Source organism: Demetria terragena DSM 11295, assembly GCF_000376825.1.
GTDB classification, from domain to species: domain Bacteria; phylum Actinomycetota; class Actinomycetes; order Actinomycetales; family Dermatophilaceae; genus Demetria; species Demetria terragena.
Window position 1 is genome coordinate 1,863,989 of sequence record NZ_AQXW01000004.1, and the last position, 25,694, is coordinate 1,889,682.

The following is a 25,694-nucleotide window of genomic DNA, read 5'->3' on the forward strand; positions in this document are numbered from 1 at the left end:
ATCCCCGCTTCGGCAGTACGCCGAGGGGGGCGTCCCTGACGACACGACAGGGACAGAACTGAAATCGAGGGAGCATTAATATGCGCAGCATCAAGAACCGCACCGCAGTGATCATGGGCACCATTGCGCTCGCTGGCGCTGGGGTCACAGGCGTATCACTATCCGATTCAGCGCAGGCAACAGACCGCGACGGAAACTGCGACGCCGGGGAGTTTTGCTACAACTACAATTCAGACCTTGGTGGGGCATGGTCAGATTTCAGCAGCTCGGTTGCTAACTACGGGACCGACCAGCCGGGGTGTTACGAGTTCAAAGGAAACGGCAAGGGCGAGAGCGACTGCATCAAGAACGATGCGGGTGGATTCTGGAATCGCTCGGGCAAGCCGGTGACAATTTACTACCACAGTTATTTCGGTGGCCACTTTGCCACAGTCGAAAACGGCGACCGGGGGCGTTTGCCGCAGGGGGTGTATAACGAGAATGCCTCACACCGAATCGGCGCTTCGCCCGCAGAGCAAAAACCGGACCAGTCACCAACTCCGAGCGGAACGTCGGTCGGCGAAGCCAGCGCTCCAAGGAGCAACCCGCATCCACCACAAACCAGTTCCGCGCCGGACCTGACTGAGCGTTCAAAATTCATACGGTACGAGGTCTCGCGGGGGTACGGGGGAGCGATCCAGTGCGATGCGAGCGCATACCGAAGCCACGAGGGAAGCACCAGCAACCACAATACGGGTAACGCGCTCGACTGCACCGTTGGGAACAAGATAGGAAGTTACCCAAATAGCCTTCAGAAAGCAAATGGTTGGGTCATCGCAAAGTGGATGAAGAAATATTCTCATGACCTTAAAATTCACTACGTGATCTGGGACGGAAAGATTTGGAGCGTCGCTCGCAGTAATGAAGGATGGCGACCATACAAGGCAGCAACCGACGTCACAGGTGGACACTACGACCACATCCACGTGTCTGTACAGAACCCGCACGGAGATGGCGATCTGTAATGCGGACAAATTCCTCAGCTGACATCAACCGACGCGACATGCTGCGTTTTGTCGGGATCGCGGCTACGACCCTTGCGGCAACCGGGGGCGGAATCGTACTGGCAGCGAATGCCTCTGCCGAGCCACGCATCGTATCCCGTTCAGAATGGGGATTCGATGGATGGGCCGAGCCCATTGAATCAGTGCCGGGCCACCTGCGCACCCACTTTGTCGTGCACTACCAAGGCGGGCTCTCCATGCTTCCGCGTTTTGCTCCGAAGGACGGTAATCGACTGCCGCTCCACATGCACAAGGAAGCCAAGAAGGACGGCCCGGGTATCGAATATAATTTCGTCATTAGTCAAAAGGGCGAGATTTTCGAAGGCCGTGGCTGGGATCAGCGGGCGGGCGCGGTCACCGGCTTCAATACTGCTGCCTTGTCAGTGCAGGTCCATCTTCGCGGTGGCCAGACACCCACCCCGGAGGCGCTGCACTCGCTGCGCTGGCTGTACCTCGCGACAAACCGGGAACTTGGCAACCCGACTGCCCCCCAGGCTCAGGGCATCGTCCAGGCCCTGCAGATCGCTGGGCACGGTGAGTTCGAAGACACCAAGTGCCCGGGACCACACCTCAGGACCTGGGTAGCCGACCACGGCAGCCAATTACGAGGCGAAGCCAACCGTGAACTCGGTGACGCCAACCGAAAGGGACCCGCGCCGAAGGCTCAGCCGCAGAACGAATTCCCTGGTCGCGCCGCGTTTCAGGTCGGCCAGTCACACCCCGCCGTCGTGGACTTAGATCACGGTCTCATTCGGACGGGTTACGTGCACCACCATGACGGCAACGGCTACCAGCCGGGTGAGATGTTCACCGAGGCGACGAGGCTCAATGTCGCTGACTTCCAACGCGCTCAAGGCTGGTCTGGGTCTGGAGCTGATGGATTTCCTGGTCCGCAAACGTGGGATCGCCTCGTGAACTAGCGGGATCGTCCGGTTGCGGTGTCTGGCCAACCCGCAACCGGCGTTGGTGGGTCAGTCGAGTGCGCTGATGTCAAAGTGCCCCGAGTTGCCCGCGATCGCGTCCTGGCCACGGACCAACTGGAGTTCACGGTGGCCAGAGTCCTGGGTGGCCTGCACTACGCCAAACATCGCGCTGGCGGTACGCGCGAGCGCGACCTGCGGTCCGTCGGTGAGGTAGTGCGCAAGGAAGATCGCCGCCGTAGCGTCCCCGCCGCCGGTCACATAGATCGGCAACAGCGGGGTCGTGACGATCCAGGCGCCGTCGTCGGTCACCGCCGCCATCTGCACTGAGTCTGCGGGGGTCTCGTCGGTCTGCACCGAGGTGACCAGAACTGTGCTCGGCCCTTTGGCGCGCAGCTGATTCGCTGCGTCGAGCAGGTCGCGGACCGTACTCACCTCGGACCCAGTCAGGTAGTCCAGCTCGAATTGGTTGGGGGTGAGGATGTCTGCCTCGGACGCGATCTTGTCGCGCATCATTTCTGGGATCCCCGGCTGCACGAAGAAGCCGCGGCCCACGTCGCCCATCACCGGGTCGGCGCAATAGATCGCCTTCGGGTTGGCCGCCTTGACGCGGGCGACGGCATCGAGGATCACCTCGGAGATCGCGTCCGCGCCCATATATCCGGACAGCACCGCGTCGCACTCGGCGAAGACGCCGCGCTCCTCAATTCCGGTGATGACATCGGCGACGACCTGCGGCTCAAACACCTGGCCGCGCCATTCGCCGTAGCCGGTGTGATTGGAGAAGTGGACGGTGTCGACGGGCCAGACCTCGTGGCCGAGTCGCTGCAGCGGGAAGACCGCCGAAGAGTTACCGGCATGGCCGTACGCGACTTTGGACTGGATCGACAAGATCTTCACCCGCGCGATCGTACCGACTTCGAATCGAGGAGGATGGGCACCATGACTGCAGAGACCACGCCCCAGCAACTTTCGGACGATGCCGTGCTTCTTGACGTGCGCGAGCAGGACGAGTGGGACGCGGGTCACGCACCGAATGCGGTGCACATCCCGATGGGCGAGGTGCCGGCGCGACTCGGCGAGTTGCCCCAGGTCGAGGGCAGCCTTCCGGTCATTTGCAAGGCAGGCGGGCGGTCGGGGCGAGTCGTCGCCTGGCTTGAAGCCCAGGGGTATGACGTCATCAACGTCGACGGCGGTATGGGCGACTGGGCCAGGGCAGGCAAGCCACTCACCAACGACAGCGGCAACCCGCAGGTCATCTGAGCAGTCCTCGGCCCTGACCTGGCCGTTGACCCGGCGTGTCGTGCTAGTTGCATACGCCGTGGACTAGCACGACACGCCGACTCAGGGCGTACGCGGCAGTCGAGCCAACTGGCGCGACTGTGCCACCAAGGTGTCCGTTGAGTCCCATACCTCGCAGTCCTCCACGAAGTGGCCAGCGGCAGTGTGCTCGGAGTAGTGCTTCACCCGCAGCCAGCCAGGCGCGGGCCGCGCCACGACGTGCACGGTGAACTCGATCGTCGGTGCCCACCCGGGCAGACCCATGTCGAAACTCACGGGCGGGAGCGCGTCACAGGCGAACAGCAGGACGAACGGGTCTGGTTCGTGCCCGTCGGCCAGCCGCAGGTATGCCTGGATCAGGCCCCGCCCCGACGGCTTTCCCATGGCCCAGCCCACCGACTCCGGGTCGAAGCGCACGTCGGTGCGCTCCAGTAGTGGAGCGTTCGGCATCGCATCAGGCGCCATCTCGTGCCCGACACAATCCTCAAGCGGCGGCAGGTTGGGCGGCGACAACCGCGACGTCGCTTCGTGCGGGAGTTTGTCGTGATCGGTGAAGCTTCCGGTCACCCGGATGCGTTCCTCACGGCGGCCCACCTCGTCGTACTGCACCAGCGCGGCGGACCCGATCGAGGTCGTCCCACCCTCGCGCGCAATGTCGGTCTCCACCATCGCCGGCCCAGGTCGCGTGGGTGTCAGGTAGTAGGCCGACAACGCCAGCGGTGCCGAGTGGCCGCTCGCGCCCACGGCCTGCGACAACGCCTTGGCCATCACGGCCAGCAGCAGGCCGCCATTGATCCCACCCCCGATCGTCCAACCCTCAGAGATGTCAACGGCATACGACCCGGGGAACTCGCCGTCGCGCAGGGCTAGGGCTTCATCGAACTCACTCATCTTGGGACAATTTACCGGCCGGTCACCACGACGCGCGGGAAGTCGATCCCTTCTCCCGCGGCGGCGACGCATGACAGGCTGGTAGCCCGAACTGATCGGGAGGAGGACTTCACTCATGAAATTCGGCAAACTGATGAAACGCTTCGCCGCCTGGATGGGCTTGAAGTAAGCCGCCCGTACGACTACTTCAACAACCGCGACATCCGCCGATCGGCCAACGGTTTTCCACCGGTCTGACAGGTCGCGCAATATTGCAAGGAGCGGTCCGCGAAGGACACCTCCCGGACCACGTCCCCACACTCGGGGCACGCCTCGCCTGTTCGCCCGTGCACTCGCATGCCGGCTCGCTTGGCGTCCTTGAGTTCTTTGGCCGGTTTGCCCGAGGCGGTCTCGACCGCCACCCGCAACGTGTGTTGGAGCGCGGCGTAGAGCCGCTCCACCTCCTCCTCCGACAGCGAAGCGGCCATCGCGAAGGGCGACAGTTTGGCGACGTGAAGCACCTCGTCGGAGTAGGCGTTGCCGACACCCGACAGCGTCGACTGATTGCGCAGCAACCCCTTGATCTGGGTGCGTTGCCCGGCCAGCAGGACCGCAAAGGCGGCCAGGTCGAATGAGTCATCGAGTGGGTCCGGTCCCAGGCTCGCGATTCCGGGGACGGCTTCGGGGTCATGGACGACGTACGCCGCCAGCCCCTTCTTGGTGCCCGCCTCGGTCAGATCAAAACCGCTGCCATCGGAGAAGCGAACCCGCAGCGCAATCGGGTGCTTGCCGGGGCGCAGCATCGCCTTGGGCGCTTGATCCGACCAGCGCAGCCAACCCGCCCGCGCCAGGTGCACGATCAAATGCACCCCATCGACGTCAAGGTCGATGAACTTGCCGTGCCGACGCGCGCCGCTGACCATCAGACCCGCGAGCGCCTCCGGCGGCGGATCGTAGGTCTTCAGCACGCTAAACGAGCCCAGCTCAACGCCGGTGACGGCGAGTCCATCAGTGCGGTCAGCGAGGAAGTCGACCAATGCTTGGACCTCGGGCAACTCAGGCATGTTCGAGCCTCCGCAGGGCCTTGGTCACTAACCGGTGCAAGACATAGCCGTCGGGACCTTCCAGGACCGGCACCTGGTGGTTGCCGTCGCCTTCGTCGGCCGGGATCGGCGTACCGCTTGAGAGCAACTGCTGGGCGGGCGTGAGTTGCCGAATAGCGATGGCTGCCACCGAATCTGGCTTGGCGGACGCGACCTCGTCATAGAGCCCGGGGTCGTGCTGGCCGTCGTCTCCCACTAACAACCACCTGGTGTTGGGGAACTCATTGGTGAGGCGCTCTAACGTGGTGCGCTTGTGTTGTTGGCCGCTGCGGAACCAGGAATCCTCGGTCGGGCCCCAGTCCGTCAGCAACAGAGCGCCCGCCGGGTAGCCGTGGCGGCGCAGGAAGCGTTCTAACGTGCCATGCGAGTTCCACGCACCGGTCGAGAGATAGATGATCGGCGTACCGGGATGGTGGGCCTGCAAGGAGCGATACATCGCCGGCATCCCCGGGACCACCCGCCGCGCAGTCTCTTGCAGGACGAACGAGTTGTATGCCGCCAACATGGGTCGCGGCAGCATCGTCACCAAGCAGGTGTCGTCGATGTCGCTCACGATCCCCAGCGGGGTATCGGCGGCAATGATCTGGACCTGCTCGGTCGCGATCTCGCCGTCGAGTTCTAACTCGGCGTCATGCCAGCCCGACTTCAGTCCATGCCCACGCAGGCTCGCCTCGATGTAGCCCCCACGGTCGGACACCACCTCAACGCGCGCCGCGCCCAACCGAACCGTCACGGTCACCGCGGGCAGCGGCGCTGAGAAGAAGGCTCGCCACCCTCGGCGTACGGGCGGCTCGGCAGGTTCGTCGCCGCCGCTGGAGCGACGCTGACTCATGATCACGCGTGCGTAGACGTTCGCGAAGTCTTCACCGCCGTAGCCAGCGAAGGGCAGGATCCGGCGCACCCAACCGCGGCTGTCCAACCGGCCAGCAAGTTGGGCGTTGAATGCGTCTTCGACCCGGGACGCTGGATGCGCCTTGTCCATGACCAAACTCTATGGGTCGGCTGCGACAGATTGGTCCGCCCCGCGAGATCCGGCCCGCTAAGGCCGGCCGCCGATCAGGGGTCGTCGATCATCCGCTGCATGATCGCGATGGCTTCATCGAGGACTCGCTCATCATCAGGAGAGAGCCGATCCATCATGGGCGCCAACGCTTTCGACCGCGCTTCGCGCAGCCGCGCGATGACCTGACGTCCCTCATCCGTTGCCTCCACCAGCGAGGCCCGGGCGTCGCTGGGATCCGGCTTGCGCACCACCAACCCGTACGCCTCGACCCGCTGCACCTGGATGGTCATCGTGGGCTGACTGCAGTGGTCGGCCTGGGCGAGGTCCCCGATCCTGGCTGGACCTATTTCGAGCACGAGGGCCAGGAGGCGGGCTTGGGCGGGCGGCAGTTCGAGGTCCGCGCGCCGGGTGGCCCATCGGCTCAACCGGGCAGCAGTCGACAAAAGACGGTCTCCGCGGTCGGGCTCAGTCATCGCCCCACGACGCGTAGCCGGTAGACCATGAGGCCGATGACGACGACGGCGAGTAGCGCGCCAATCCACCAGAGCCCGGACAGCACGAGCGCCAGAACAGCGGCGCCGAACCAGGCAAGTTCCACGACGATGCGCGGTGTCCCATAGATCGGGTACGGCGCCTGAGGGGCGCAAAACAACCCCCACACCAGGCCCATGACAGCAATCGCGGCCAAGGCAAACAGCGCACCCGTAAGGGTGGAATCGCCTAACTGAAATGCCCACCAAGCAACCGCGAAATACGCCGCGAGTTCCAAGACGAACATCAGTGCCTCACCGGGCCGAATCATGGGTGTCCTCTCGCTCTCCCAACCGTGGTCCGCCGTGCGGGTCGCGACCACGGTATTGCAACCGCCGCAGCGCGGCGACTTCGGTGCGGTGCCTTTGCTTCACCGCACCCCCTTCTCGGTACGCCACCGGTTAGTTCTCCACCGCGCGCGCAACCTGACCGCCAGCCTCGCCGAGGCGCCGTCGCGCTGCACTCGTTGACGTGCCGGTCAGTAGTGCGACGATGGCCACCTTGGGCTCGCCGTCAGCGTCGGTGAGCGCCGCCGATGCCGTCGCCTTATCGACCTTGGCGGCCTCCGCCACGATGCGACGCGCGCGGTCCTGCAACTTGCCGTTGGTGGCCGACATATCGACCATCAGATTCTCGAAGACCTTGCCTCGCCGGACCATCGCCGCGGTCGTCAGCATGTTGCAGACCATCTTCTGCGCCGTACCCGCCTTCAGCCGGGTCGATCCGGTGAGAATCTCCGCGCCTGTGGGGAGTTCGATTGCCACGTCGGCATGTTCGCTCGCTTCCGCATCGGCGTTGCAACTCACGGAGACGGTGTGCGCGCCCCGCGCGCGAGCATGGTCCAACGCGGCGATCACGTACGGCGTCCGCCCGCTCGCGCTCAGCCCGACGACGGTGTCCTCCGGGGCAAGCGCAGCGCCATCAAGATCGCGCGAGGGCTGCTCCGTATCGTCTTCGGCGCCCTCGACGGCACGCGTGAAGGCCACCTGACCACCCGCGAGCAGAGCGATCACCTGGCTGGGATCGGTACTGAAGGTGGGCGGGCACTCCGCCGCGTCCAGGAGCGCTAGCCGCCCGCTGGTGCCGGCGCCGACATAAATCAGTCGCCCACCACGTTCGAGCGACGCGGCCACGAGCTCCACGGCGCGCGCGATCTCCGGCAGCGCCCCCCGCACCACGGTGGGCACGGTCGCGTCGGCCTCGTTCATCAACGCCAAGACGTCGGGCACCGACAACTCATCGAGGTGGGTGCTTTCCGGATGGCGCGCCTCAGTGCCCAAGTGGGCGACCCGCAGCGAGTCAGTCAGCGGTTCAGTCGACACGGTGAGATCCCTTCGTCCGCCGCGGGTTCAGCGCGTCGTAGGTCTTGGACAGGGCGGTCGTCGAGCCCGGGACATCGGTGCGCGCGACCGCGACAAACAAGATGTCGACGACGGTGAGTTGGGCAATCCGGCTAGCCGTCGCACCCGAACGAAAAGTCGTCTCGCGCGCTGCCGTGGTCAGCAGCAGACCCGAAGCCCGCGCCAACGGTGAGTTAACGAAGTTCGTGATGCCGATGGTGAAAGCACCCGCGGCAGCAGCATGCTCGACTGGTTCTACGGTGTCCGTTGTCGCCCCGCTGTGCGAGATCCCGATCGCGACGCACTCTTCGTCCAGTAGCGCCGCGGCGGTAAGCGCCGAGTGAACATCACTCCAGGCAAAGGCAACTCGCCCAATTCGAAGAAGCTTGTTGGCCAGGTCGGCAGCAACCTGAGCGCTGGCCCCGATGCCGAAGATATCGACTCGCTTCGCCGCGGCGATGACGTCGACGGCCCGCTGCACGCTTGCCAGGTCGAGGTGTTCAGCAGTCTCCTGCAGCGCTCGAGATTCGTGGTGGACGATCGTGCGTACGACGTCTTCGAGCGACGCGCTCTCATCGAGTTCTGCTGGCGGGTTGCGATCGCCAACGCCCAGGGCATTCTCCCGGGCCGCCGCGCCGGCGAGCGCAATCCGCAGACTGGGATAGCCTGGGAATCCGGCTTTGCGGGCAAACCGTGCCACCGTCGCGACGGAGGTGGAGGCTTGATCGGCCAAGCCGGTAATGGATAGGTGGGCGGACTTGGCCGGATCGGCCAGGACCACGCCAGCAACGCGTTGTTCTGCAGGCTGGAGTTGTGGCAGTACCGAGCGCAACCGCACGAGGACATCGTCCGCGGCGAACTCACCGTCCGGCTCCATACGGCCTCCTTCGATGCTGACAATAGCGACCGCTCAGACCGTAGTGTACGAAAATCATTGACATACACCCCCGACCCCAACGGACGTGACCGACGTGACCGACGTGACCATCGATCTCGGCAAGACGAACTGCCGCGCACGTACGGTGGGCGGCTCGCCACGCGAGGCCGAGGGCGACGGCGCTCCTGGCCTCGCCGCGAGCAATGGAACCAGCCGCGCGGCGGCAGCCATCTTCGCCATTTTGCGTCGGGTTGACCTCGCCCCAGACGATCAGTGGGACACGGTGTCAATCGGCGCCGCGGGTGCCCTTGCCGCACCCGATTCCGCAGCTGAGTGCGCTCAGCTGCTGCTTCGGGAATCCGGGGCGCGTCAAGTCATCATCACCTCCGATGCCATCACCGCCCACCTGGGGACTTTCCTGGGCGGACCGGGCGTCACCTTGGTGGCCGGTACGGGCACGGCGGCGATCGCGGTCAACGAAGCCGGCGCCTTAGCGCGAGGTGACGGGAGCGGACCTGAGACTGGCGACCGGGGCAGCGGCGCGTGGATCGGTCGAGTTGCCTTGCAGCGCGCCAACGATGGGTCGACTCCGCTCGCCCAGCGCGCACATCAGCGCTACGGCGCCGACTGGCGCGACCTTCTCGACGATGCGCGTGCCTACGAGTTATCCCATCGCAGAGCCGAATTCGTGGCCGACGTGAAAGCACTGGCCCGGATGGGAGACCTGACCGCCGTGTCCGTCATCCGCCAAGCGGCCGAGGAGCTCGCCTCGACGACACTCACCGCAATTGATCAGCTCACCTGGACAACGCAGCCGGTGGCTGTCGCACTCACCGGCGGGCTCACGGGACTAGGACCGGTCCTCACCGAGCCCCTCACAGACGCCGTCAAGCCAGCCGTCCTCGTGGCGCCCCGCGGGGACGCGCATGACGGTGCCAGGCTGCTCATCGAGCGAACTGACCTGCCCCACGAGGCGCTGACCTACCGTGCGGTCGCCACGTGAGAGTTCTCGGTGTGATCTCGGGGACGTCGATGGATGGCCTGGACGTCGCGGTCGCCGACCTGACTGGCGCCGAGTCCGGTGAGTTGGTGATGCGTCCCGTAGGCGCCAGGTCGTGGCCATGGCCGGCGGCGCTACGGAGCCGATTGCTCGCGCTCTTACCGCCGGCGTCGACAACCATCGGCGAGGTCGCGATGTTGGACACCCTGGTCGGCGAGGAAATCGCACGGGCGGCCGAGTCAATTAATCACGAAGTCGCCTCCGGCGCAACAGAACTCGTGGTTTCACACGGGCAGACGGTGTTCCACTGGGTCGAGGGTCAAGCTGCTCGCGGAACGCTCCAACTCGGCCAGCCCGCCCCCATCGTGGAGGCCATGGGCGTGCCTGTGGTGAGCGATGTTCGCGCCCGGGATATCGCCGCGGGAGGTCACGGGGCACCTCTGGCGAGCACCCTCGACGCGCTCGCCCTGCGCACCCGACCAGGCGTCAACGCCGCCCTCAACTTGGGTGGCATTGCGAACGTCACCGTCGTGCCACCCACCGGCGCCATCACCGCGTTCGACACCGGCCCGGCCAGTTGCCTGATCGACGCGACGGTGCAGGAAGCCTCAGGTGGCGCCGAGATGTTCGACCAGGATGGTGCTCGCGCACGCCGCGGCTCGATTAACCAAGCCCTGCTGAACCGCCTCTTGGACGAGCCGTTCTATGCCCTTGCGCCACCCAAGTCGACAGGTCGTGAACTGTTCACTGGCGCATACGTGCGGACGGCTCTCGCGTCGATCGGCCTGACGCTCCACCCGGATGATCTCGTCGCCACGCTGACCGAACTCACCGCGCGGACCATCGCGAACGCCCTTGCGCCATATGACATTCAGACCGTGTATGCCTCCGGCGGCGGGACCCACAATCCGGTCTTGATGGAGGCTCTGCGACGCCACCTCGGAGCGACACAACTGACCACGTCTGATGAGCTTGGGCTACCCGTCGATGACAAAGAGGCCTACCTCATGACACTGCTCGGCTATCTCTCCTGGCATGGCCTGCCGGGGGTCCTGCCCGGCGCCACAGGCTCGTCTCAGGGGCACGTTCTGGGGCGGGTGTCACCCGTCACCGCTGAGCGGTCCGTCCCGACGTCGCTGGCCATCCGCTCCGAGCCACACCAGCGCTAACGGGCGATCGTGCCAACGCCCTCGCGTCGAACCCGGTCAACAGGTGTCACCACATAGGTGACCCGTCCGCCTGGCTTGTTGGAGTCGATCCAGCTCTGCCGGCGACCTTCGCGCGGAACGATATCCGCGATGTATCGCGCATCGGCCAGGTCGCTCGGGCGCACTGACCTACCCGGAATGCGATAGATCACGAACGACGTGGCGTCCGTGCGACTGTTGTTCCACTGCAGCGTCGGATGGTGCGGCTCTCGCGCGGTCCATACGCTTCCTACGCGCCGGGGTGCGCCCCGGGCGTCATCCAGCCACGGTGATACAGGTGTCAGCGCGGGTCGCGAATACCAACCCTCGTTCACGATGGACATCGCTCCGAGCGGATTGGCGCGGACCGTCTTTGCGGAGAAATACATGTTGCCTTCGACCCGTGGGAACTCGCGGTTGAAGTCCAGGTGCGTCGACAGTTCCTCAGGATTATCCCAGGCCACATCGGCATTCTCCCCGACCTTGTAGAGCGCCTGGCCAATGTAAAGGTGGACGTGCGTCCCACGCACTTGGTCGGCCCACCATGTGGTGATCTTCTCGTAGTCGGCTACCTCGAAGCCGCGAGACCAATAGACCTGCGGTGCAACATAATCCAACGTCTCATCGCGCACCCACTTGCGTGTGTCGGCGTACAGATCATCGTAGGTTTCGGCGCCAGCTTGGGTGTCTGAGCCCTCCGGGTCGGTCGATTTGTTCCGCCAGATCGCGAACGGGCTGACACCCATCTGGGTGGTCGGTCGTACGCGCTGAATCTGACGACGCAGCCCCGTCATGAACGAGGTGATGTTGTCTCGGCGCCAGTCCGCAAGGCTCTGGCCGCGCCCGTAGCGCGCGTACGCCTTCTCGTCGTCGAACTCCGGCGCTCCTTCGACGGGGTACGGATAGAAATAGTCGTCGAAGTGCACCGCATCGACGTCGTAGCGCTTCACCGCGTCCATGATGGCGCGCTGGGAAAGCTTGCGGACCTGCGGCAAGCCGGGGTTGTAGTAGAGCTTGCCGCCGTACTCGACCACCCATTCCGGGTGCTGCCGCCCCGGGTGATCTGCCGCGAGCTCTTCACGGTCAGTCCCCTGCGAGACGCGGAACGGGTTGAACCACGCGTGCAGTTCAAGGCCGCGCTGGTGCGCTGCCTTGACCGCGAACCCCAGGGGGTCCCATCCAGGATCGACGCCCTGCGTCCCGGTCAGGTATGCCGACCACGGCTCCACGCTGGACGGCCAGAAGGCATCCGCCGTCGGACGTACCTGAAGAATCACGGCGTTGTGTCGCTGCTCGACCGCGAGGTCGAGGTAGTCCAGCAGCTCTCGGCGCTGCTCGGCTGCGGTCAAACCCTGCGCACTCGGCCAGTCGATGTTTTCCACGGTCGCGATCCACATGGCGCGCAGGTCACGCTTGGGTGTGGTGGACTCCTGACGATCTTTGGGCGGTCTGATGTGCCAGAACCGACTCGCCTCAGCGGGGGGCGATCCGGAGAAGGCTGCGGCGCCAGCGATGGTCGCGGTGGATGTGGCAGTCAAGACCGTACGGCGACTGGGAAGACTCATAGTCAAGATTTACCATTCAGTCGCTCAGCACAGTGGATTATTCACGCAGAAAGGTTGCCGCGACGCTAAAGCCAACTCACCTGGTCCCGCAGCAGCGCGTAGCCCACGAAGGCGACAATGTCGAGCACTGCGTGCGCGACAACCAGGGGCATCACTCGCCTGGTCCGGGCATAGACCGCGCCGAGCAGCAAGCCCATCACCACATTGCCGACGAAGCCACCGAAGCCCTGATAGAGGTGGTACGTCCCGCGCACCAGCGCTGACACCACCACCACGGTCACGAGACTCCACCCCGCCTGCGTCCACCGCGTGAAGAGGTAGCCGATCATGACCACCTCTTCGAGGATGGCGTTCTGACATGCCGCCAGGACCAGGACCGGCAGCGCCCACCAGTACGTCCCAAGGTCAGCCGCGGCGATCTGGGTATTCAGGCCCATGGACCGCGCGACCAGGTAGAGCCCAATCCCGGGGATCCCGATGACCGCGGCCAGCAGCGCCCCCAACGCAAGGTCCGGGCCCGGCTTGCGCAGGTCAAAGCCCAAGAAGTGCGCGGGGCGTTGCATCTCCCGAGCCAGCAAATGCAAAGCCAACGCGACCGTCACCAGGCCCAGGCTGATCTCGACCAGTTGGAACGCCAAGTCGAGCCATGGCTGCTCCGCCTTGCTGGTGTTCATGGCGGTGGTCTGCTGGTTGAGCGGCGTCGTATCGACGGTCTTGCGGATGATCGAGAGCACCGAGTAGATCGCGGAGGCCCCCAGGCCCGCCAGCAGCACCAGCACCGCCTCCTGGTGCAGGACCCGAGGTGAGAGCCGCGTGCGAGGGACCGGTAGGACCAATTGGCTCATGCGGGGCCTCCCTCGTGGCCGTCCTACAGCGGTTGTTCCACTGCGGGCACCGGATCGGTGATCTGCGGGAACCGTACCGCCGCCTCGACCTGCAGCGCGGTCCGAATGAGCAAGGTGTCGTCGCCACGGGCGGCCGACAGCATCGCACCGATCGGCCTTCCATCGGTCGTCTGACCGGTGGGCAACGAGATTGCCGGGGCGCCGGAGGCATTGTGCAGTGGGGTGAACCCGACGTAGTCCAGCACTCTGGCGAAAGACTCCTCAAAGGGAGCCGATGGGTTCAGCCAGCCCAGCCGCGGGGTGGTGTGCACCAAGACCGGCGATAGGAACAGATCCCACCCCTGCATGAGGTCGTCGTAGACCTTCCCCGATGCGCGCAGTCGGCGGATTGCCTGCGGGATTTGCGGCATGCGACGGGACGCGCGAGCCGCCAAACCACGCGTCGTGGGGTCGAGCTTGTCGCGATCGAAGCCCTTTCCAAACATGGCCGGCCCCGCGCGCTGGACCAGGCTCGCCAGCAGCGACCAATAGTCGACGAAATCATCTTTGAACTGGTCTGGGAAGCTCAACTCGAACGGTTCGACGGTGTGCCCGAGGTCGGCGAGCGTGCGCGCGAGCTCCTCAACGACCCTGCGCGTGTCGGTGTCGGTGGGTGGCGCCATCGGTGAATCCACGAGCAGGCCGATCCGCAGCGTACGGTCGATCGGTCGATCAAGCGGCCCCAACTTCGGCAGTTTTGAGGGACTCCACACCTGATCGGCAGCGGTATAGAACGTCGCCACATCGCGAACCGACCGCGTCAGGACGCCATCGCTGACGACCCGTACCGGCATGGCCGCCGCCGCTTCGTTGAGCCGCAACCGACCACGACTGGGCTTATGGCCGATCAATCCGCAGGCAGCCGCCGGGATGCGGATGGACCCGCCACCGTCGTTGCCGTGCGCGATGGGCAGAACCCCTGCCGCGACGTACGCAGCGGAGCCCCCCGATGACCCTCCGGCGGAGTAGTCGGTATGCCAGGGGTTGTGCACCACGGTGCCGTCGGCGCGCTCGGTCGTCGGAGTCCAGCCGAACTCAGGCATCCGGGTCGTTCCGATGGGAATCACGCCAGTCTTCAAGATTTGGTCGACCACGCGCCCGTTCTTGGGCACCGGTCGGCGTGAGGGCGCGGGCGAGCCCTCGGTCATCGGCAGGCCCGCGACCCGGACGTTGTCCTTGAACGCGCTCGGGACTCCGGCCAAGGCCCCACCCTCATCTGGCTTGAGCGCCCGCGCGCGAGTCCGCGCCCGGTCAAAGTCCCGGTGTTCGAGGGCGGTCAGGTGCTCCTCTACGACCTCGCTGCGGGCGATCGCTGCCTCGATCGCCTCGACTGCGCTGATCTCGCCCGACCGGATGCGTGCGGCGATGCCGGTCGCGTCATCGCTGCCAAGCGCATCGTCAGTGAAGGCGTGAACGCGGGCGCTGGCGGGCGTGGGCTGAGAACTCATCCCGCTAAGTTACTCGACAGTATGTCCGCGGCGGGCGCCTTTCGCCCGACTAGGGCTGAGTGAGCCGTCGACGCAACTGCTCGAGGTCTTCATCCGTCCAACCCTGGTCCCGCAGCCAGTCCGCTACCGAACCTGAGGTCTCGCGTACGGCGGCGAGTAGGCGCACCATGGTCTGGGGGTCGGTCTCGTGATCGCTCAGCGGCCGACCCTGCAGGTTTTCGGCATAAGCCGGAACGGCGCTGAGCCGCTCGAGAATGCGGGGCAGGCGCTGGCTCGTCGCGGCGTAATCGGCGGCGATGTCCTCATCGGACACGCCCGCGAGCGAGAGGGCGAGCGCGATCACGGTGCCGGTCCGGTCCTTGCCCGCCGCACAGTGCACCACTGCGGCACCTTCCGCTCCAGCAATCACCCGCAGTGCCTGGCTGATCGAGTCGGGGCGCTCCCTCAGGTAGCCGAGGTAATGATCCATCCAGTGGTCCTCGACCTGCGGCTCCCGCTTGCGCTGGTCGTCCTCGCGCCACGGGAGCACCAGCGCGTCCTCGACCGCAACCTCGCGACTCTTGAACAGCGACAAGTGGTGGTGGGTCAGCGAGGACACCTCCGCCAGCGGCCCTGGCCCAGTGAAATGGACTTCGACGTCGCTGCGCAGGTCGATGATGTCGGTCAGTGCGCGGCGGTCGACCAACTCATCGATATCACCAGGAGTCAGGTCTTGCAGATTGTCTGAGCGAAGCAATCGGCCTGGTTGGATAGCACCGCCACCGGCGACCGGCGTGCCTCCCAGGTCACGCATATTGGCCAGCCCGTCCAGGTCGATCCACGCGATACTCACAAGGTCCACGGTAGGCCGCGCGCCTCACCGCACGCGATGCGGTCGCCGCAACAAAGGCGGCAAGTACGCCGCACCTGGGGGGTCCGCGCTGTCGGCAGCGCGATCCTCGGGATTGGAGAAAGAGCAGCGCTGCAACGACAGGCAGCCGCATCCAATGCACGTGTCGAGACCGTCGCGCAGGCGTTCCAGGGCCTGAATTTGTTCGTCCAGCCGCCCGTGCCAGTCCCGCGAGATCCTGCTCCAATCAGCCTTGGTCGGCGCACGGTCCGTCGGCAGGTAACCCAGCTCGGCGCGAATCTCCTCCAGCGACAGACCGACATTGGCGGCAGCGCGAATGAACGCCAGTCGGCGCAAGACCGTCCGTTTGAACCGGCGCTGCCCGCCACTGGTACGGGTGGCTGAGATCAATTCCTCGGCCTCGTAGAAGCGGATCGCGCTCGTCGAGAATCCACTCCTCGTCGCCACCTCGCCGATGGTCAAGACGTCCTGCTTGCTCAGCATCGCGACAATCCCCTTGACTTCAAGTTCACTTTAAGTCGAATGATCACCTCTATGGACACCAACGTCAACCCCACCGATCCACCCGTTGCGCTCATCACCGGCGGCTCCGCCGGTCTTGGCCTAGAACTCGTTCGCGCACTCCACAGCCGCGGCTGGGAGGTGGTGACCAACGCACGTACGATCAGCGAACTTCGCTCTGCCACATCAGAACTGGCTCGATTGTTGCCTTGATGTTGCTGCCTTCACGTGCGCGTCGTATTAACTGAGTTAGGTGCCTTTGACTGGGAAATTTCCCGGTCAAAGGCACCTAACTCAGTTAGTTCCGGGTACGCCGTCAATCGCGCTTGCGCTTGCGCCGCAACCTTGTGACGGAATGCGCGCGTCGTTCACCGTCCCGCCGCAGAGCGCTCCAGTCAGCCTCCAACGGCAACATCCAGTTGCGCCAGCGGGCCAGCAAAGTCAGGCTCGCGCCAACGACCGTTGCCAGGAGTAGGCCGAGCGAGGCATACCCGAGGCTTTCGGCAATCACCATGACCCCGGCAGCCATGGCCGCGCAGGTGGCATAGAGCGGACTCTTGCCCAGCACCGAGGGCACCTGTCGCATGATGACGTCGCGCACCATGCCACCACCGACAGCAGTGACCGTGCCCAGGATGATCGCTGGGAGCCAATCCAGGCCCGCCTCAAGGGTTTTCAGCGCGCCCGCACCGGCCCAACACCCCAGCGCGAGAGCGTCAATCCAAGGCCAGACGCGGTTCCACGTACGGCCCTCGACGGGTACGTGAAATGCGATCGCGGCGCCGATGAGGGCGGTGACGATGTAGGCGGTGTCCGTCAGGGCGACCGGTGGACCGTCCTGGAGCAGGGTGTCGCGAATGATCCCGCCGCCGAAACCGGAAATGATCGCCAACACCACGAAACCCACGGCGTCCAGGCGGGCCGTGCGCGCAATGACGCCACCCAGGATGGCGTTGCCGAGCACACCGGTGAGGTCAACCCAGCGCAGGGCATCGAGCACTGCGGGATCGGCACCGGTCATCGCGATTCTCCTTGCACGGGACGGGACGAGTCTGCCCCTATGTCCATTGGTAGTCGACGACGAGCGCGGCATGATCACTGCGGCGTTCTTCGCGCGAAGGCTCTCGATCGACCGAAGCGCCGATGACCGACTTGGCCAGTGCGGGCGTCGCCAACTGATAATCGATCCGCCAGCCCACGTCTTTCTCGAAGGCCCGTCCCAGCCACGACCACCAGGTGTAGGGGCCATCGGCGTCCGGGTGCGCGGCGCGCAAGACGTCAACCAGGGTCCGCGGCGACAGTTGTTGATCGAGCCACTCGCGTTCTTCCGGCAAGAACCCCTCGGACTGCTGAGAGCGCCGCCAGTTGGCGACATCGTGGTTCAGGTGGGCGATGTTGAGGTCTCCGGTCAGGACGAATTCGCGGCCCCGCGCCCTCGCCTCCAGTCGCGAGCGCTTGAGCTGCCTCGCAAACGCGTCAAGGAAGCGCATCTTGCGGTCATACTTCGCCCCGCCGTCGGGCGCTTCCCGCATCCGGCCAGGCTTCTGCAGGTGTGCCGGCAGCCCACCCTTAGGCAGGTAGAGACTCGCCACCGTCAGCAGTTGGTCTGCGAGGTCAACCTCGAGATACCGACCCTCGTCGGAAAACTCCCGCATGCCGCGGGCAAGCGTCCCCTGTTCGGCGTCGACCTCGGTCGGGGGCTCGCCCGGCCCCAGCAGCGTGGCCGAGCCCGACCAGGTCCGGACGGCGGCAGGCGGCTGACGCGTCAGGACGGCGACTCCATTGCGACCGGCAATGGATCCAGGGTCATACGCGAGGTGATAGTCGCCGAAGACCCCCTCCGGAAGCGCCTCGACGGGCGCGCGCACCTCTTGCAGGGTGACGACATCAGCTCCGCGCTCGGCCAGCCAGGCATCGAAGCCCCGACGCTGAGCTGCGCGAATTCCGTTGATGTTGAAGGTCGCTATGCGCACCGGGCGAGGGTAGTCGAGACACAACTACTGCAGTTCGCCTGCCTGAGGAGACCCGCTCGCCCGACCCGTGCCCATCGACTGGTGAACTGCAGTCGTTGTGTCCGTTTTGCGGAAGGTGCGGGCATGCAGAAAGGCCCCGGAAGCAAGAACTTCCGGGGCCTTCGACCTGCAATCAGATCATGAAGATCAGGCAGGCAGGTGCAGGGTCTGACCCACGAAGATCAAGTTGGGGTTCTTGATCTCGTCGGCGTTCGCGCCCCAAAGGGTGCGCCAGTCCTTGACGTCGTGCTTCGAGGCGAGCTCAGCGAGGGTGTCGCCCGACTCGACCTTGAAGGTCTCGTTGCCGGCCTTGACCGACGGCGGGGTTCCGAAGTTGACCGGCGGAACCTGCTTGGGCGCAGTCTGCTTGGGCGCCTGCTGGGGTGCCTGCTGCTGCGGGGCGGCCTGACGCTGAGCCGAACGCGAGGAGCGCTGCGGCGCCTGCTGCTGAGGCGCTTCCTGCTGCTGAGGCGCCTGCTGCTGCGGGGCCTGCTGCTGCGGAGCGGCCTGCTGCTTGGGTGCTTCCTGCTGCTGCGGGGCCTGCTCGGGAGCCGAGGAGGTCGAGCCACCGTTGCCACGGGTCAGACCCGCACGAACGGAGCAGACCGGCCATGCGCCGGGGCCCTGACCAGCGAGAACACGCTGGGCAACAGCGATCTGCTGCGACTTGCTGGCCTGGTGCGGCATCCCTGAGCCGCCGAAGGCGCGCCAGGTTGAGGGTGAGAACTGGAGGCCACCGTAGTAACCGTTGCCAGTGTTGGTGCTCCAGTTACCACCGGACTCGCACTGAGCGAGGCGGTCCCAGACGCTGCTGGCCTGGGCGGGAGCGGAGGTGCCGACGAGGCCGGCAGCTGCGGTGGCAGCACCGGTGGCGACCAGAGTGGTCACGCGTGCCTTGCGGTTGTTCAGCAAAGTATTTCCCTTCATTGCGCCGCGACGTAGACGCCCAACGTCTGAATCGGTGCTGATCCGATTCGGACGGGAGTTGCGTCCCGCGCCTCCTCTGGTCCGGGTTCCGGCTGCGGCGTTCACAGGAGGCTCAGCGAGTGAACGCGCCAGATTGTTCTGTCCGGACCGTTGCCCGGCGAACGTGGCCAACAAGGTCGGCCACTGGTGTAACCGTTTCGTGACCATCAGGTGTTACGCAAATCGGCCAAATGTGACTGAGGTCACAACTCTGGGTGAAAATCCCGCAATCTGGGCAAAGTGGACGCTTGTCTGGCGTCGACCTTGTGAGCAAGGTCACCGAGATGGCGCTGCGTCAAGCAGCGTTACAACCCCCACGCTACCGCCGTACTCGAGTCCCTCCGCGCCGGGGTGCCCGCTTGGGCCGGTGGCTACGGCACCGAAGGCATCGGCTTTCCTCGCCCGTGCGCAGGTTGGGGGTTATGTTGCGACGATGACGACATCGCTGTCGCAGCAGTTGCGGCTCAAGAAGCCGCTCGCGACCAACCCGCTCGATGGCCACGATCTCTCCCGAAACCTCAGCACCTTCACGTTGATGATGTTCGGCGTCGGGTCAACGGTCGGCACTGGGATCTTCTTTGTCCTCCAGGAGGCCGTCCCTGAGGCCGGCCCGGCCGTGGTGATCTCGTTCATCCTGGCGGGCATCGCTGCCGGGCTCTCGGCTCTCAACTACGCCGAGCTCGCGAGCGCGATGCCAGTCTCCGGATCGAGCTATTCGTACGCCTACCACTCCCTCGGGGAGGGCGTCGCGATGCTGATCGGCGCCTGCGTCCTGCTGGAGTACGGCGTCTCCGCCTCGGCGGTCGCCGTGGGCTGGAGTGGTTACTTCAATGAGCTGACCGACAAGTTGTTCGGAGCGCGGCTCCCCGATGCGTTGTCGTACTCACCTATCTCGGTGGACGGCAGCACGACCGGCCTCCTCAACCTGCCGGCCGTCGTCCTGGTGGCAATGTGCGCCGTGCTGCTGGTGCGCGGAGCCAGCGAATCGGCCCGCGCCAACGCGATCATGGTCGGCATCAAGCTCGCGGCCCTCGCCATGTTTATCGTCATCGCGTTGACCGCCTTCGAGGTCGACCGCTTCGATCACTTCTTCGACTCCGGCCTGCACGGTATGGCCACTGCTGCGGGCACCATCTTCTTCTCCTTCATCGGACTTGATGCCATCTCGACCGCGGGTGAGGAGGTGAAAGACCCACAGCGGGCCCTGCCCCGCGCCCTCTTTGGCGCGCTGGCGATCGTGATCGGCGTGTACTTGCTGGTCGCCATTGCCGGTGTCGGCTCGCAGCCGCTGTCGGAGTTCTCCTCCGAAGAACAAGAAAGTGCCGGCATGTCCGTCATGCTGGCGAACATCACCGGGTCGCAGATTCCGGGCACGATCCTGGCCGCCGGCGCGGTGATCTCGATCTTTTCGGTCACCTTGGTCTCTCTCTATGGGCAGACCCGAGTGCTGTTCGCGATGGCCCGTGACCGGATGCTGCCGGACCGATTCGCCGAGGTGAATCCCAAGACCCTGACGCCGCGCTACAACACCATCGTGGTGGCGATCGTGGTGGCGCTCATCGCGGGCTTTGTGCCCTCGGATTACCTCTGGGACACGGTCTCGATCGGAACCCTGATGGCCTTCATCGTCGTCGCGTCCGGCGTACTGGTGTTGCGCCGTACCCGGCCCGATATGGAGCGTCCGTTCCGGGTGCCTGCCTTCCCCGTTCTGCCTCTTCTGACAATCGCCATCTGCATCTACGTGCTGTCCGGTCTGCCGCTAATCACGTGGGCGATCTTCTTGAGCTGGCTCGGCGTCGTCCTGGTCTATTACCTGCTGTACGCCCGCCACCGCTCACGGCTGATCACCCCAGACGCGCCGCCGAAGGTGGACGCCCGATGACGCTCATCGCCGGGTTTCCCTTTGGGAAGGACGATTCGTCGGGCATCGAGTTGGCCGCCTCGCTGGCTCGCTCGGCCGGAACCGACCTGCGCGTCGTCACCGTCCTACCCGCCCGATGGCCCACCACCACCGCCGAGCGCACCGACCGCGCGATGGAGGAGTGGGCGGCCGAACAAGGTGCGGCGGCAGTTACCCATGCGACCGAGGTGCTCGCCGAGCAGTGCCCCGACCTGCAGAGCGAAGCAGCCTGGGTCTCGGGCCGCTCCATTCCGTCCGCATTGGTCGATGAGGCACAGCGGATCGGCGCGTCCATGATCGTGGTCGGGTCCGGTCGGGATGGTGCCTACGGCCACGTCCACCTGGGCTCGACCGTCGACCGCCTACTGCACTCTTCGCCGGTGCCCGTAGCGATTGCGCCGCGCGGCTTCCATGCCCCCGACGGGGCCACGGTGTCCCGGGCGACGTGCGCCTTTCGTGGTGATCGGGTGTCGTGGCAGACCCTCGATCGCACAGCAGAAATCTGTACGGCGGTCGACTGTGCGCTTCGCGTCGTGACCTTCGCGATCCGGGGTCGCACGATGTATCCGCCCGAGGTCGGTACCCGGGTCGAGGACGACATCCTGGCGCGCTGGCGCGAGCAGGCCGAGGAAGCTCAGCGTGTTGCGTTGGCTGACCTTCAAACCCGTGGAGACCTTCCTTCCCGAGTGGAAAGCACTGTGGCCCAGGGAAATTCGTGGTCAGCCGCGTTTGATCGTTTGACGTGGGAGCGCGACGAGGTGCTGGTCGTCGGGTCCTCGGCGAGTTCGTTCGTCGAGCGCTTGTTCCTCGGCTCGAGTGGCTCAAAACTGTTGCGGCATTCGCCGGTTCCAGTGATCGTCGTGCCCTGATCCGACCGTTTCGAAGATCGGTTGGTCACAAAGCGCACCTGGCCGACCTTCCCGCGAGACGATGACGCCAGGACACCCGTACGTTGAGGAGCCGAATATGCACCAGCCCGTCAGTCGCCGCACCATGCTCGCCGCCGGGACCGCCGGCGGACTCGCTCTCGGGTTGGGCCGACCGCACGTCGCACAGGCTCTCGACGGACGGCCCATCCGCGAGCCGCACAAGGTGCCCGAAGCGGTCGGCACGGGCGGCGCGGTGTCGTCCGTCGACCCGTACGCCAGCGATATCGGCATCCAGGTGCTGAAGGCTGGTGGAAACGCGGCCGATGCTGCTATCGCCATGGCGGCCGCGCTGGGAGTGACTGAGCCCTTCTCCAGCGGGCTCGGCGGCGGCGGATTCTTCGTGTTCTATGACGCCCGATCAGGTCGTACTCGCACGATCAACGGCCGGGAGACGGCGCCGGCGTCCTACACCTCCCGGGAGTTCGCCGACCACAATGGAGAGGCGCTCGACTTCGACACGGTCGTCAACTCAGGCAAGTCGATCGGCGTTCCCGGCACGCTCGCCACCTGGGAGTTGGCCGCCCACCGCTTTGGTACGCGCCGCCTGGCCGAACTCCTCGAGCCCGCCGAGGATCTGGCCCGCCGCGGCTTTGTCGTCGATGACTACTACCGAAGCCACACCGAAAGCAATGCCGAGAGATTTCGGATGTTTCCGGAGACCGTCGCGGTATATCTGCCGGGCGGGAAGGTCCCCAAGGTGGGCGACATCATGCGCAACCGCGACCTCGCCGACACCTACCGGCTGATCGCCCGGCGGGGGACCAGGGAGTTTTACCACGGGTCCATTGGGCGCGCGATCGTCGAGGAGTCACGCCGCCCGACCACCGCGCGCGGCGTCAGCGTCCTGCGCGGCGAGATGCGCATGCGCGACATCGAGGGCTACCGCCCGACCGTGGAGCGCCCCACCCGTAGCCGCTATCGCGGACTCGACGTACATGGCATGGGCATTCCCGGGTCGGGAGGCATCGGCGTCAGCCAGATCCTCAACCTGATGGCCGCCTACTCCGAGCGCACCAAGCGCAGGGTGTCGGACCTGCCCGAAGTCGACTACCTGCACTGGTTCTCCGAGGCGAGCGCCACCGCCTTCGCTGACCGCAACCGCTATGTCGGCGACGTGCGGGGCGTTCCCATTCGCGAACTGCTCTCCATGCGCTTCGCGCGCGAGCGAGCCATGCTTTTCGACCCCGATCAGGCCATGGAGCGGCCGGTCCCGTTCGGCTACCCGGATGGTGACTATGACCGGCCACCGAAAACTGGGCTCCGCCAGGGCCAGCCGCACCAGGGCCAGTCGACCACCCACCTCAACGCGACCGACCGGTGGGGAAATGTGGCGTCCTACACGCTCACCATCGAGCAGACCGGCGGGTCGGGCATCACCGTCCCTGGCCACGGCTTCCTGCTCAATAACGAGCTGACTGACTTCGATTTCGTGCCCCTGACGAAGGGCGTACCTGACCCGAATCTGCCCGGACCCGGCAAGCGTCCCCGGTCCTCGATGAGCCCAACGATCGTCTTTGACCGTGGGCGCCCGGTGTTGACGGCCGGGACGCCTGGCGGGTCGCGCATCATCACCACCGTCGCTCAGATTCTGCTCGGCTATCTCGATCGGGATCTCGACTTGGTCGACGCCATCGCCGCACCCCGGTTGTCTTCGCGCAACGGCGTCGAGGACGCCGACCTGGGACTCAAGGACACTCCGACCGGCGCAGCCCTTGCCGCAAAAGGTCACGACCTGGCTGCGCAGCGCTGGATCTCCAATGCATCGGGCATCGCATTCGAAAAAGGCCGCATGGTCGCAGCGGCGGAAACCGAGCGGGGCGATGGCGGTTCGGCCCGGGTCGTACGCCAACGATGACCAATCTCACATTTTTTTGAAATCTTTCCAATCCAGGATCGGGAGGTCTCCGAATACCTCCTGTCTAGATCCCATCGGCGAGGGTCGCCGATAGAGGAACCGACAGGAGACCGTCACATGCGCACTACCTCCAAGACCGCCCTCGGGCTTGCCGCGTTCGGCATGGCCTTGGCGCCTATCGCGGGTGCTTCACCCGCATCGGCTCACGCCACTGCCCATGACTTCACCGCCAACCTGACCCAGCTCAACGACTCCGGCGCCTCCGGCACCGCGTGGATCAAACTGCAGGGGCACACCGCCACGGTGAAGGTCACGACCAAGGGGCTGCTCGCGGGCGCCCCCCACGCACAGCACATCCACATCGGCGCCAAGGGCCAGTGCCCGAGCAACGACACGAAGGGCACCGGGGTCAACGGAGCCCTTCGCGTCCTGGACGCCATAAAGGACTACGGCATGATCGGACAGTCCTTGACCACCACGGGCGACGTCACTCCCGACAGTGGCCTTGCGGTGACCCGCTTCCCGACCGGCGACGGTACCTACGAGCGCACCTTCAAGGTCTCCGAAGACACCCGCATGGCGTTGCTCAAGGGCAAGTCCGCAGTTGTCGTTCACGGCGTTGACTTGAACAAGAACGGCAAGTACGACGGCGCCTCGAAGTCCGAACTGGACCCGAGCCTGCCCGAGGAAGCAACCGACCCGGCAGCCTGTGGCGCATTGAACATGAGCCAGATGAACCACATGCCAAACGGTGGCGTCCAGACTGGTGACGGTTCCACCGCCGCCAGTGACAACAGCAGCACCATGATGGGTCTCGCCGCGACCGCTCTCGTGGCCGGTGCCGGCGGATTCGTGATCGCTCGTCGTCGCGATGCCAAGCAGCACGGCTGATTGAGGATCTGAAGATGTCAGTTGAGGGCGGGCGTGCAATAAGTCGCCGGTCGATGATCGGGGCCACCGTGGCAGGTGCCGTGACGGTGCTGTGGAGCGTCGGGGCGTGTAGCTCAGACGGTCCTCCAGCGCCGCCGCGCTCCACGCCCACAGATGGTGCACTCCCGCCCTCACCTGACGCAGTCGATACCCCGGCCACCTCCGATAAGGAATCGACGGCATCGCCCAGCAGCACGACCAACATGCCACCCTCGAAGCCCGCAAGCATGAGCATCCCGACGATCGGGGTTACGTCACGAGTGATCGAGCTCGGCCTGCAGGCCAACGGTGAGATGCAGGTTCCCAAGGGTGCGACATACGACCGTGCTGGGTGGTTCAACGGTTCACCGACGCCCGGTGAATTGGGCCCGTCGGTGCTCGCCGGACATGTCGACGGCAAAGACGGACCGTCGGTGTTTTACCGGCTTGGTTCGCTCAAGTCTGGCGACAGCATCACGGTGACACGCGCCGACAAGCAGCGGGTGACCTACCGGGTCTATGAGACCGAACGCTATGCCAAGGACGCCTTTCCCACCGTCCGCGTGTATGGCAACACCACGACACCCGAACTCCGTCTGATCACCTGCTCAGGCGGCCTTGGCCCCGACGGCCACTACCTCGACAACACCGTCGTCTACGCCCGCATGTCCGGCGCGACGACTTCATGACACCTCGGAGGAGGGAAAGTATGCCTGGCGA

General features: G+C 65.3%; 27 protein-coding genes. 11 read left to right on the plus strand and 16 right to left on the minus strand.

Annotation, left to right across the window (positions count from 1 at the left end):
• The first annotated feature begins 80 nt into the window (after window positions 1-80).
• Together F562_RS20295 and F562_RS0113340 are read left to right on the plus strand one after the other, a co-directional pair.
• On the plus strand, window positions 81-1,004 hold the full coding sequence (locus F562_RS20295; RefSeq protein ID WP_018157469.1) for a peptidase inhibitor family I36 protein: 924 nt from the start codon (window positions 81-83) through the stop codon (window positions 1,002-1,004).
• On the plus strand, window positions 1,004-1,963 hold the full coding sequence (locus F562_RS0113340; RefSeq protein ID WP_018157470.1) for a peptidoglycan-binding protein: 960 nt from the start codon (window positions 1,004-1,006) through the stop codon (window positions 1,961-1,963). The genes F562_RS20295 and F562_RS0113340 overlap by 1 nt, the downstream gene beginning before the upstream one ends.
• A 51-nt stretch (window positions 1,964-2,014) precedes the next feature.
• Here the strand turns inward: F562_RS0113340 and pdxY are convergent, their stop codons facing one another.
• Window positions 2,015-2,863 (minus strand): pyridoxal kinase PdxY, encoded by an 849-nt coding sequence (pdxY, locus tag F562_RS0113345; protein ID WP_018157471.1) that lies wholly within the window; start codon window positions 2,861-2,863, stop codon window positions 2,015-2,017.
• Window positions 2,864-2,896: 33 nt separating this feature from the next.
• On the opposite strand from pdxY, the gene F562_RS0113350 reads away from it, so the two are divergent.
• Window positions 2,897-3,226, plus strand: a complete 330-nt coding sequence (locus tag F562_RS0113350; protein WP_018157472.1) for a rhodanese-like domain-containing protein — start codon at window positions 2,897-2,899, stop codon at window positions 3,224-3,226.
• A gap of 81 nt (window positions 3,227-3,307) precedes the next feature.
• Here the strand turns inward: F562_RS0113350 and F562_RS0113355 are convergent, their stop codons facing one another.
• The 7 genes from F562_RS0113355 to F562_RS0113385 all read right to left on the minus strand — a co-directional run bounded on the left by F562_RS0113355 (window position 3,308) and on the right by F562_RS0113385 (window position 8,968).
• On the minus strand, window positions 3,308-4,135 hold the full coding sequence (locus tag F562_RS0113355; protein ID WP_018157473.1) for a thioesterase family protein: 828 nt from the start codon (window positions 4,133-4,135) through the stop codon (window positions 3,308-3,310).
• 182 nt (window positions 4,136-4,317) lie between these two features.
• A complete protein-coding gene (locus tag F562_RS0113360) occupies window positions 4,318-5,178 on the minus strand; it encodes an Fpg/Nei family DNA glycosylase (RefSeq protein WP_018157474.1) in 861 nt (286 codons plus the stop codon).
• Window positions 5,171-6,199, minus strand: coding sequence for an App1 family protein phosphatidate phosphatase (locus F562_RS0113365; protein WP_018157475.1), 1,029 nt, complete (start codon window positions 6,197-6,199; stop codon window positions 5,171-5,173). Before F562_RS0113365 ends, F562_RS0113360 begins: the two co-directional genes overlap by 8 nt.
• 74 nt (window positions 6,200-6,273) lie before the next feature.
• Entirely contained in the window at window positions 6,274-6,693 is a 420-nt protein-coding gene (locus F562_RS0113370; RefSeq protein WP_018157476.1) for a MarR family winged helix-turn-helix transcriptional regulator, read from the minus strand.
• Complete coding sequence (locus F562_RS19210) at window positions 6,690-7,022, minus strand: YrdB family protein (protein WP_018157477.1); 333 nt, start codon at window positions 7,020-7,022, stop codon at window positions 6,690-6,692. Before F562_RS19210 ends, F562_RS0113370 begins: the two co-directional genes overlap by 4 nt.
• A 130-nt stretch (window positions 7,023-7,152) precedes the next feature.
• The gene (gene murQ, locus F562_RS0113380; protein ID WP_018157478.1) at window positions 7,153-8,073 is read right to left on the minus strand and encodes an N-acetylmuramic acid 6-phosphate etherase; all 921 of its coding nucleotides are present in this window, start codon (window positions 8,071-8,073) and stop codon (window positions 7,153-7,155) included.
• Entirely contained in the window at window positions 8,063-8,968 is a 906-nt protein-coding gene (locus F562_RS0113385) for a MurR/RpiR family transcriptional regulator (protein ID WP_018157479.1), read from the minus strand. The genes murQ and F562_RS0113385 overlap by 11 nt, the downstream gene beginning before the upstream one ends.
• 94 nt (window positions 8,969-9,062) lie before the next feature.
• Between F562_RS0113385 and F562_RS19215 the strand changes: the two genes are divergently transcribed.
• Together F562_RS19215 and F562_RS19220 are read left to right on the plus strand one after the other, a co-directional pair.
• Window positions 9,063-9,971 carry an N-acetylglucosamine kinase gene (locus tag F562_RS19215; protein WP_169333389.1) on the plus strand — a complete coding sequence of 303 codons (909 nt, stop codon included), beginning with the start codon at window positions 9,063-9,065 and terminating at the stop codon, window positions 9,969-9,971.
• Window positions 9,968-11,137 carry an anhydro-N-acetylmuramic acid kinase gene (locus F562_RS19220; RefSeq protein WP_245553650.1) on the plus strand — a complete coding sequence of 390 codons (1,170 nt, stop codon included), beginning with the start codon at window positions 9,968-9,970 and terminating at the stop codon, window positions 11,135-11,137. Before F562_RS19215 ends, F562_RS19220 begins: the two co-directional genes overlap by 4 nt.
• On the opposite strand, the gene F562_RS0113400 is transcribed toward F562_RS19220, so the two are convergent.
• The 5 genes from F562_RS0113400 to soxR form a co-directional block, all read right to left on the minus strand.
• Window positions 11,134-12,720 carry a glycoside hydrolase family 10-like protein gene (locus F562_RS0113400; RefSeq protein ID WP_018157482.1) on the minus strand — a complete coding sequence of 529 codons (1,587 nt, stop codon included), beginning with the start codon at window positions 12,718-12,720 and terminating at the stop codon, window positions 11,134-11,136. The two genes, F562_RS19220 and F562_RS0113400, sit on opposite strands and share 4 nt — an antisense overlap.
• 65 nt (window positions 12,721-12,785) lie before the next feature.
• Complete coding sequence (locus F562_RS0113405; RefSeq protein ID WP_018157483.1) at window positions 12,786-13,565, minus strand: CPBP family intramembrane glutamic endopeptidase; 780 nt, start codon at window positions 13,563-13,565, stop codon at window positions 12,786-12,788.
• Window positions 13,566-13,588: 23 nt separating this feature from the next.
• Window positions 13,589-15,052, minus strand: coding sequence for an amidase (locus F562_RS0113410; protein ID WP_018157484.1), 1,464 nt, complete (start codon window positions 15,050-15,052; stop codon window positions 13,589-13,591).
• 49 nt (window positions 15,053-15,101) lie between these two features.
• The gene (locus F562_RS0113415; protein ID WP_156822661.1) at window positions 15,102-15,884 is read right to left on the minus strand and encodes a tyrosine-protein phosphatase; all 783 of its coding nucleotides are present in this window, start codon (window positions 15,882-15,884) and stop codon (window positions 15,102-15,104) included.
• 24 nt (window positions 15,885-15,908) lie between these two features.
• Complete coding sequence (gene soxR / locus F562_RS0113420) at window positions 15,909-16,385, minus strand: redox-sensitive transcriptional activator SoxR (protein WP_018157486.1); 477 nt, start codon at window positions 16,383-16,385, stop codon at window positions 15,909-15,911.
• Between the two features lie 51 nt (window positions 16,386-16,436).
• Between soxR and F562_RS0113425 the strand changes: the two genes are divergently transcribed.
• Window positions 16,437-16,616, plus strand: coding sequence for an SDR family NAD(P)-dependent oxidoreductase (locus tag F562_RS0113425; protein ID WP_026181269.1), 180 nt, complete (start codon window positions 16,437-16,439; stop codon window positions 16,614-16,616).
• A 103-nt stretch (window positions 16,617-16,719) separates the two neighbouring features.
• Here the strand turns inward: F562_RS0113425 and F562_RS0113430 are convergent, their stop codons facing one another.
• The 3 genes from F562_RS0113430 to F562_RS21305 form a co-directional block, all read right to left on the minus strand.
• Window positions 16,720-17,424: a trimeric intracellular cation channel family protein gene (locus F562_RS0113430; RefSeq protein WP_018157488.1), complete on the minus strand. Its 705-nt coding sequence runs from the start codon at window positions 17,422-17,424 to the stop codon at window positions 16,720-16,722.
• A 37-nt stretch (window positions 17,425-17,461) separates the two neighbouring features.
• Window positions 17,462-18,376 carry an exodeoxyribonuclease III gene (locus F562_RS0113435; RefSeq protein WP_018157489.1) on the minus strand — a complete coding sequence of 305 codons (915 nt, stop codon included), beginning with the start codon at window positions 18,374-18,376 and terminating at the stop codon, window positions 17,462-17,464.
• Between the two features lie 186 nt (window positions 18,377-18,562).
• Entirely contained in the window at window positions 18,563-19,303 is a 741-nt protein-coding gene (locus F562_RS21305; RefSeq protein WP_281164109.1) for a LysM peptidoglycan-binding domain-containing protein, read from the minus strand.
• A gap of 511 nt (window positions 19,304-19,814) precedes the next feature.
• Here F562_RS21305 and F562_RS0113445 point away from each other — a divergent pair.
• The 5 genes from F562_RS0113445 (at window position 19,815) to F562_RS20945 (ending at window position 25,663) form a co-directional block, all read left to right on the plus strand.
• A complete protein-coding gene (locus F562_RS0113445) occupies window positions 19,815-21,263 on the plus strand; it encodes an APC family permease (protein WP_018157491.1) in 1,449 nt (482 codons plus the stop codon).
• A complete protein-coding gene (locus F562_RS0113450; RefSeq protein ID WP_018157492.1) occupies window positions 21,260-22,150 on the plus strand; it encodes a universal stress protein in 891 nt (296 codons plus the stop codon). The genes F562_RS0113445 and F562_RS0113450 overlap by 4 nt, the downstream gene beginning before the upstream one ends.
• 97 nt (window positions 22,151-22,247) lie before the next feature.
• Window positions 22,248-24,065 carry a gamma-glutamyltransferase gene (ggt, locus tag F562_RS0113455; protein WP_018157493.1) on the plus strand — a complete coding sequence of 606 codons (1,818 nt, stop codon included), beginning with the start codon at window positions 22,248-22,250 and terminating at the stop codon, window positions 24,063-24,065.
• 117 nt (window positions 24,066-24,182) lie between these two features.
• A complete protein-coding gene (locus F562_RS0113460; protein WP_018157494.1) occupies window positions 24,183-24,956 on the plus strand; it encodes a CHRD domain-containing protein in 774 nt (257 codons plus the stop codon).
• A 242-nt stretch (window positions 24,957-25,198) separates the two neighbouring features.
• A complete protein-coding gene (locus F562_RS20945; RefSeq protein ID WP_281164235.1) occupies window positions 25,199-25,663 on the plus strand; it encodes a class F sortase in 465 nt (154 codons plus the stop codon).
• Window positions 25,664-25,694: the final 31 nt, after the last annotated feature.

Excerpts from the sequence above, each read along its gene's own strand:
- F562_RS0113405 (WP_018157483.1), bottom strand. The coding sequence starts at position 13,565 with ATGAGCCAATTGGTCCTACCGGTCCCTCGCACGCGGCTCTCACCTCGG.
- F562_RS0113425 (WP_026181269.1), top strand. The coding sequence starts at position 16,437 with ATGGACACCAACGTCAACCCCACCGATCCACCCGTTGCGCTCATCACC.
- F562_RS0113360 (WP_018157474.1), bottom strand. The coding sequence starts at position 5,178 with ATGCCTGAGTTGCCCGAGGTCCAAGCATTGGTCGACTTCCTCGCTGAC.
- F562_RS0113385 (WP_018157479.1), bottom strand. The coding sequence starts at position 8,968 with ATGGAGCCGGACGGTGAGTTCGCCGCGGACGATGTCCTCGTGCGGTTG.
- F562_RS0113410 (WP_018157484.1), bottom strand. The coding sequence starts at position 15,052 with ATGAGTTCTCAGCCCACGCCCGCCAGCGCCCGCGTTCACGCCTTCACT.
- F562_RS0113430 (WP_018157488.1), bottom strand. The coding sequence starts at position 17,424 with ATGACCGGTGCCGATCCCGCAGTGCTCGATGCCCTGCGCTGGGTTGAC.
- F562_RS0113370 (WP_018157476.1), bottom strand. The coding sequence starts at position 6,693 with ATGACTGAGCCCGACCGCGGAGACCGTCTTTTGTCGACTGCTGCCCGG.
- F562_RS20945 (WP_281164235.1), top strand. The coding sequence starts at position 25,199 with ATGCCACCCTCGAAGCCCGCAAGCATGAGCATCCCGACGATCGGGGTT.
- F562_RS19210 (WP_018157477.1), bottom strand. The coding sequence starts at position 7,022 with ATGATTCGGCCCGGTGAGGCACTGATGTTCGTCTTGGAACTCGCGGCG.
- ggt (WP_018157493.1), top strand. The coding sequence starts at position 22,248 with ATGCACCAGCCCGTCAGTCGCCGCACCATGCTCGCCGCCGGGACCGCC.
- F562_RS0113350 (WP_018157472.1), top strand. The coding sequence starts at position 2,897 with ATGGGCACCATGACTGCAGAGACCACGCCCCAGCAACTTTCGGACGAT.
- F562_RS0113365 (WP_018157475.1), bottom strand. The coding sequence starts at position 6,199 with ATGGACAAGGCGCATCCAGCGTCCCGGGTCGAAGACGCATTCAACGCC.
- F562_RS0113340 (WP_018157470.1), top strand. The coding sequence starts at position 1,004 with ATGCGGACAAATTCCTCAGCTGACATCAACCGACGCGACATGCTGCGT.
- soxR (WP_018157486.1), bottom strand. The coding sequence starts at position 16,385 with ATGCTGAGCAAGCAGGACGTCTTGACCATCGGCGAGGTGGCGACGAGG.
- F562_RS0113460 (WP_018157494.1), top strand. The coding sequence starts at position 24,183 with ATGCGCACTACCTCCAAGACCGCCCTCGGGCTTGCCGCGTTCGGCATG.
- F562_RS20295 (WP_018157469.1), top strand. The coding sequence starts at position 81 with ATGCGCAGCATCAAGAACCGCACCGCAGTGATCATGGGCACCATTGCG.
- F562_RS0113355 (WP_018157473.1), bottom strand. The coding sequence starts at position 4,135 with ATGAGTGAGTTCGATGAAGCCCTAGCCCTGCGCGACGGCGAGTTCCCC.
- F562_RS0113445 (WP_018157491.1), top strand. The coding sequence starts at position 19,815 with ATGACGACATCGCTGTCGCAGCAGTTGCGGCTCAAGAAGCCGCTCGCG.
- F562_RS0113400 (WP_018157482.1), bottom strand. The coding sequence starts at position 12,720 with ATGAGTCTTCCCAGTCGCCGTACGGTCTTGACTGCCACATCCACCGCG.
- F562_RS0113450 (WP_018157492.1), top strand. The coding sequence starts at position 21,260 with ATGACGCTCATCGCCGGGTTTCCCTTTGGGAAGGACGATTCGTCGGGC.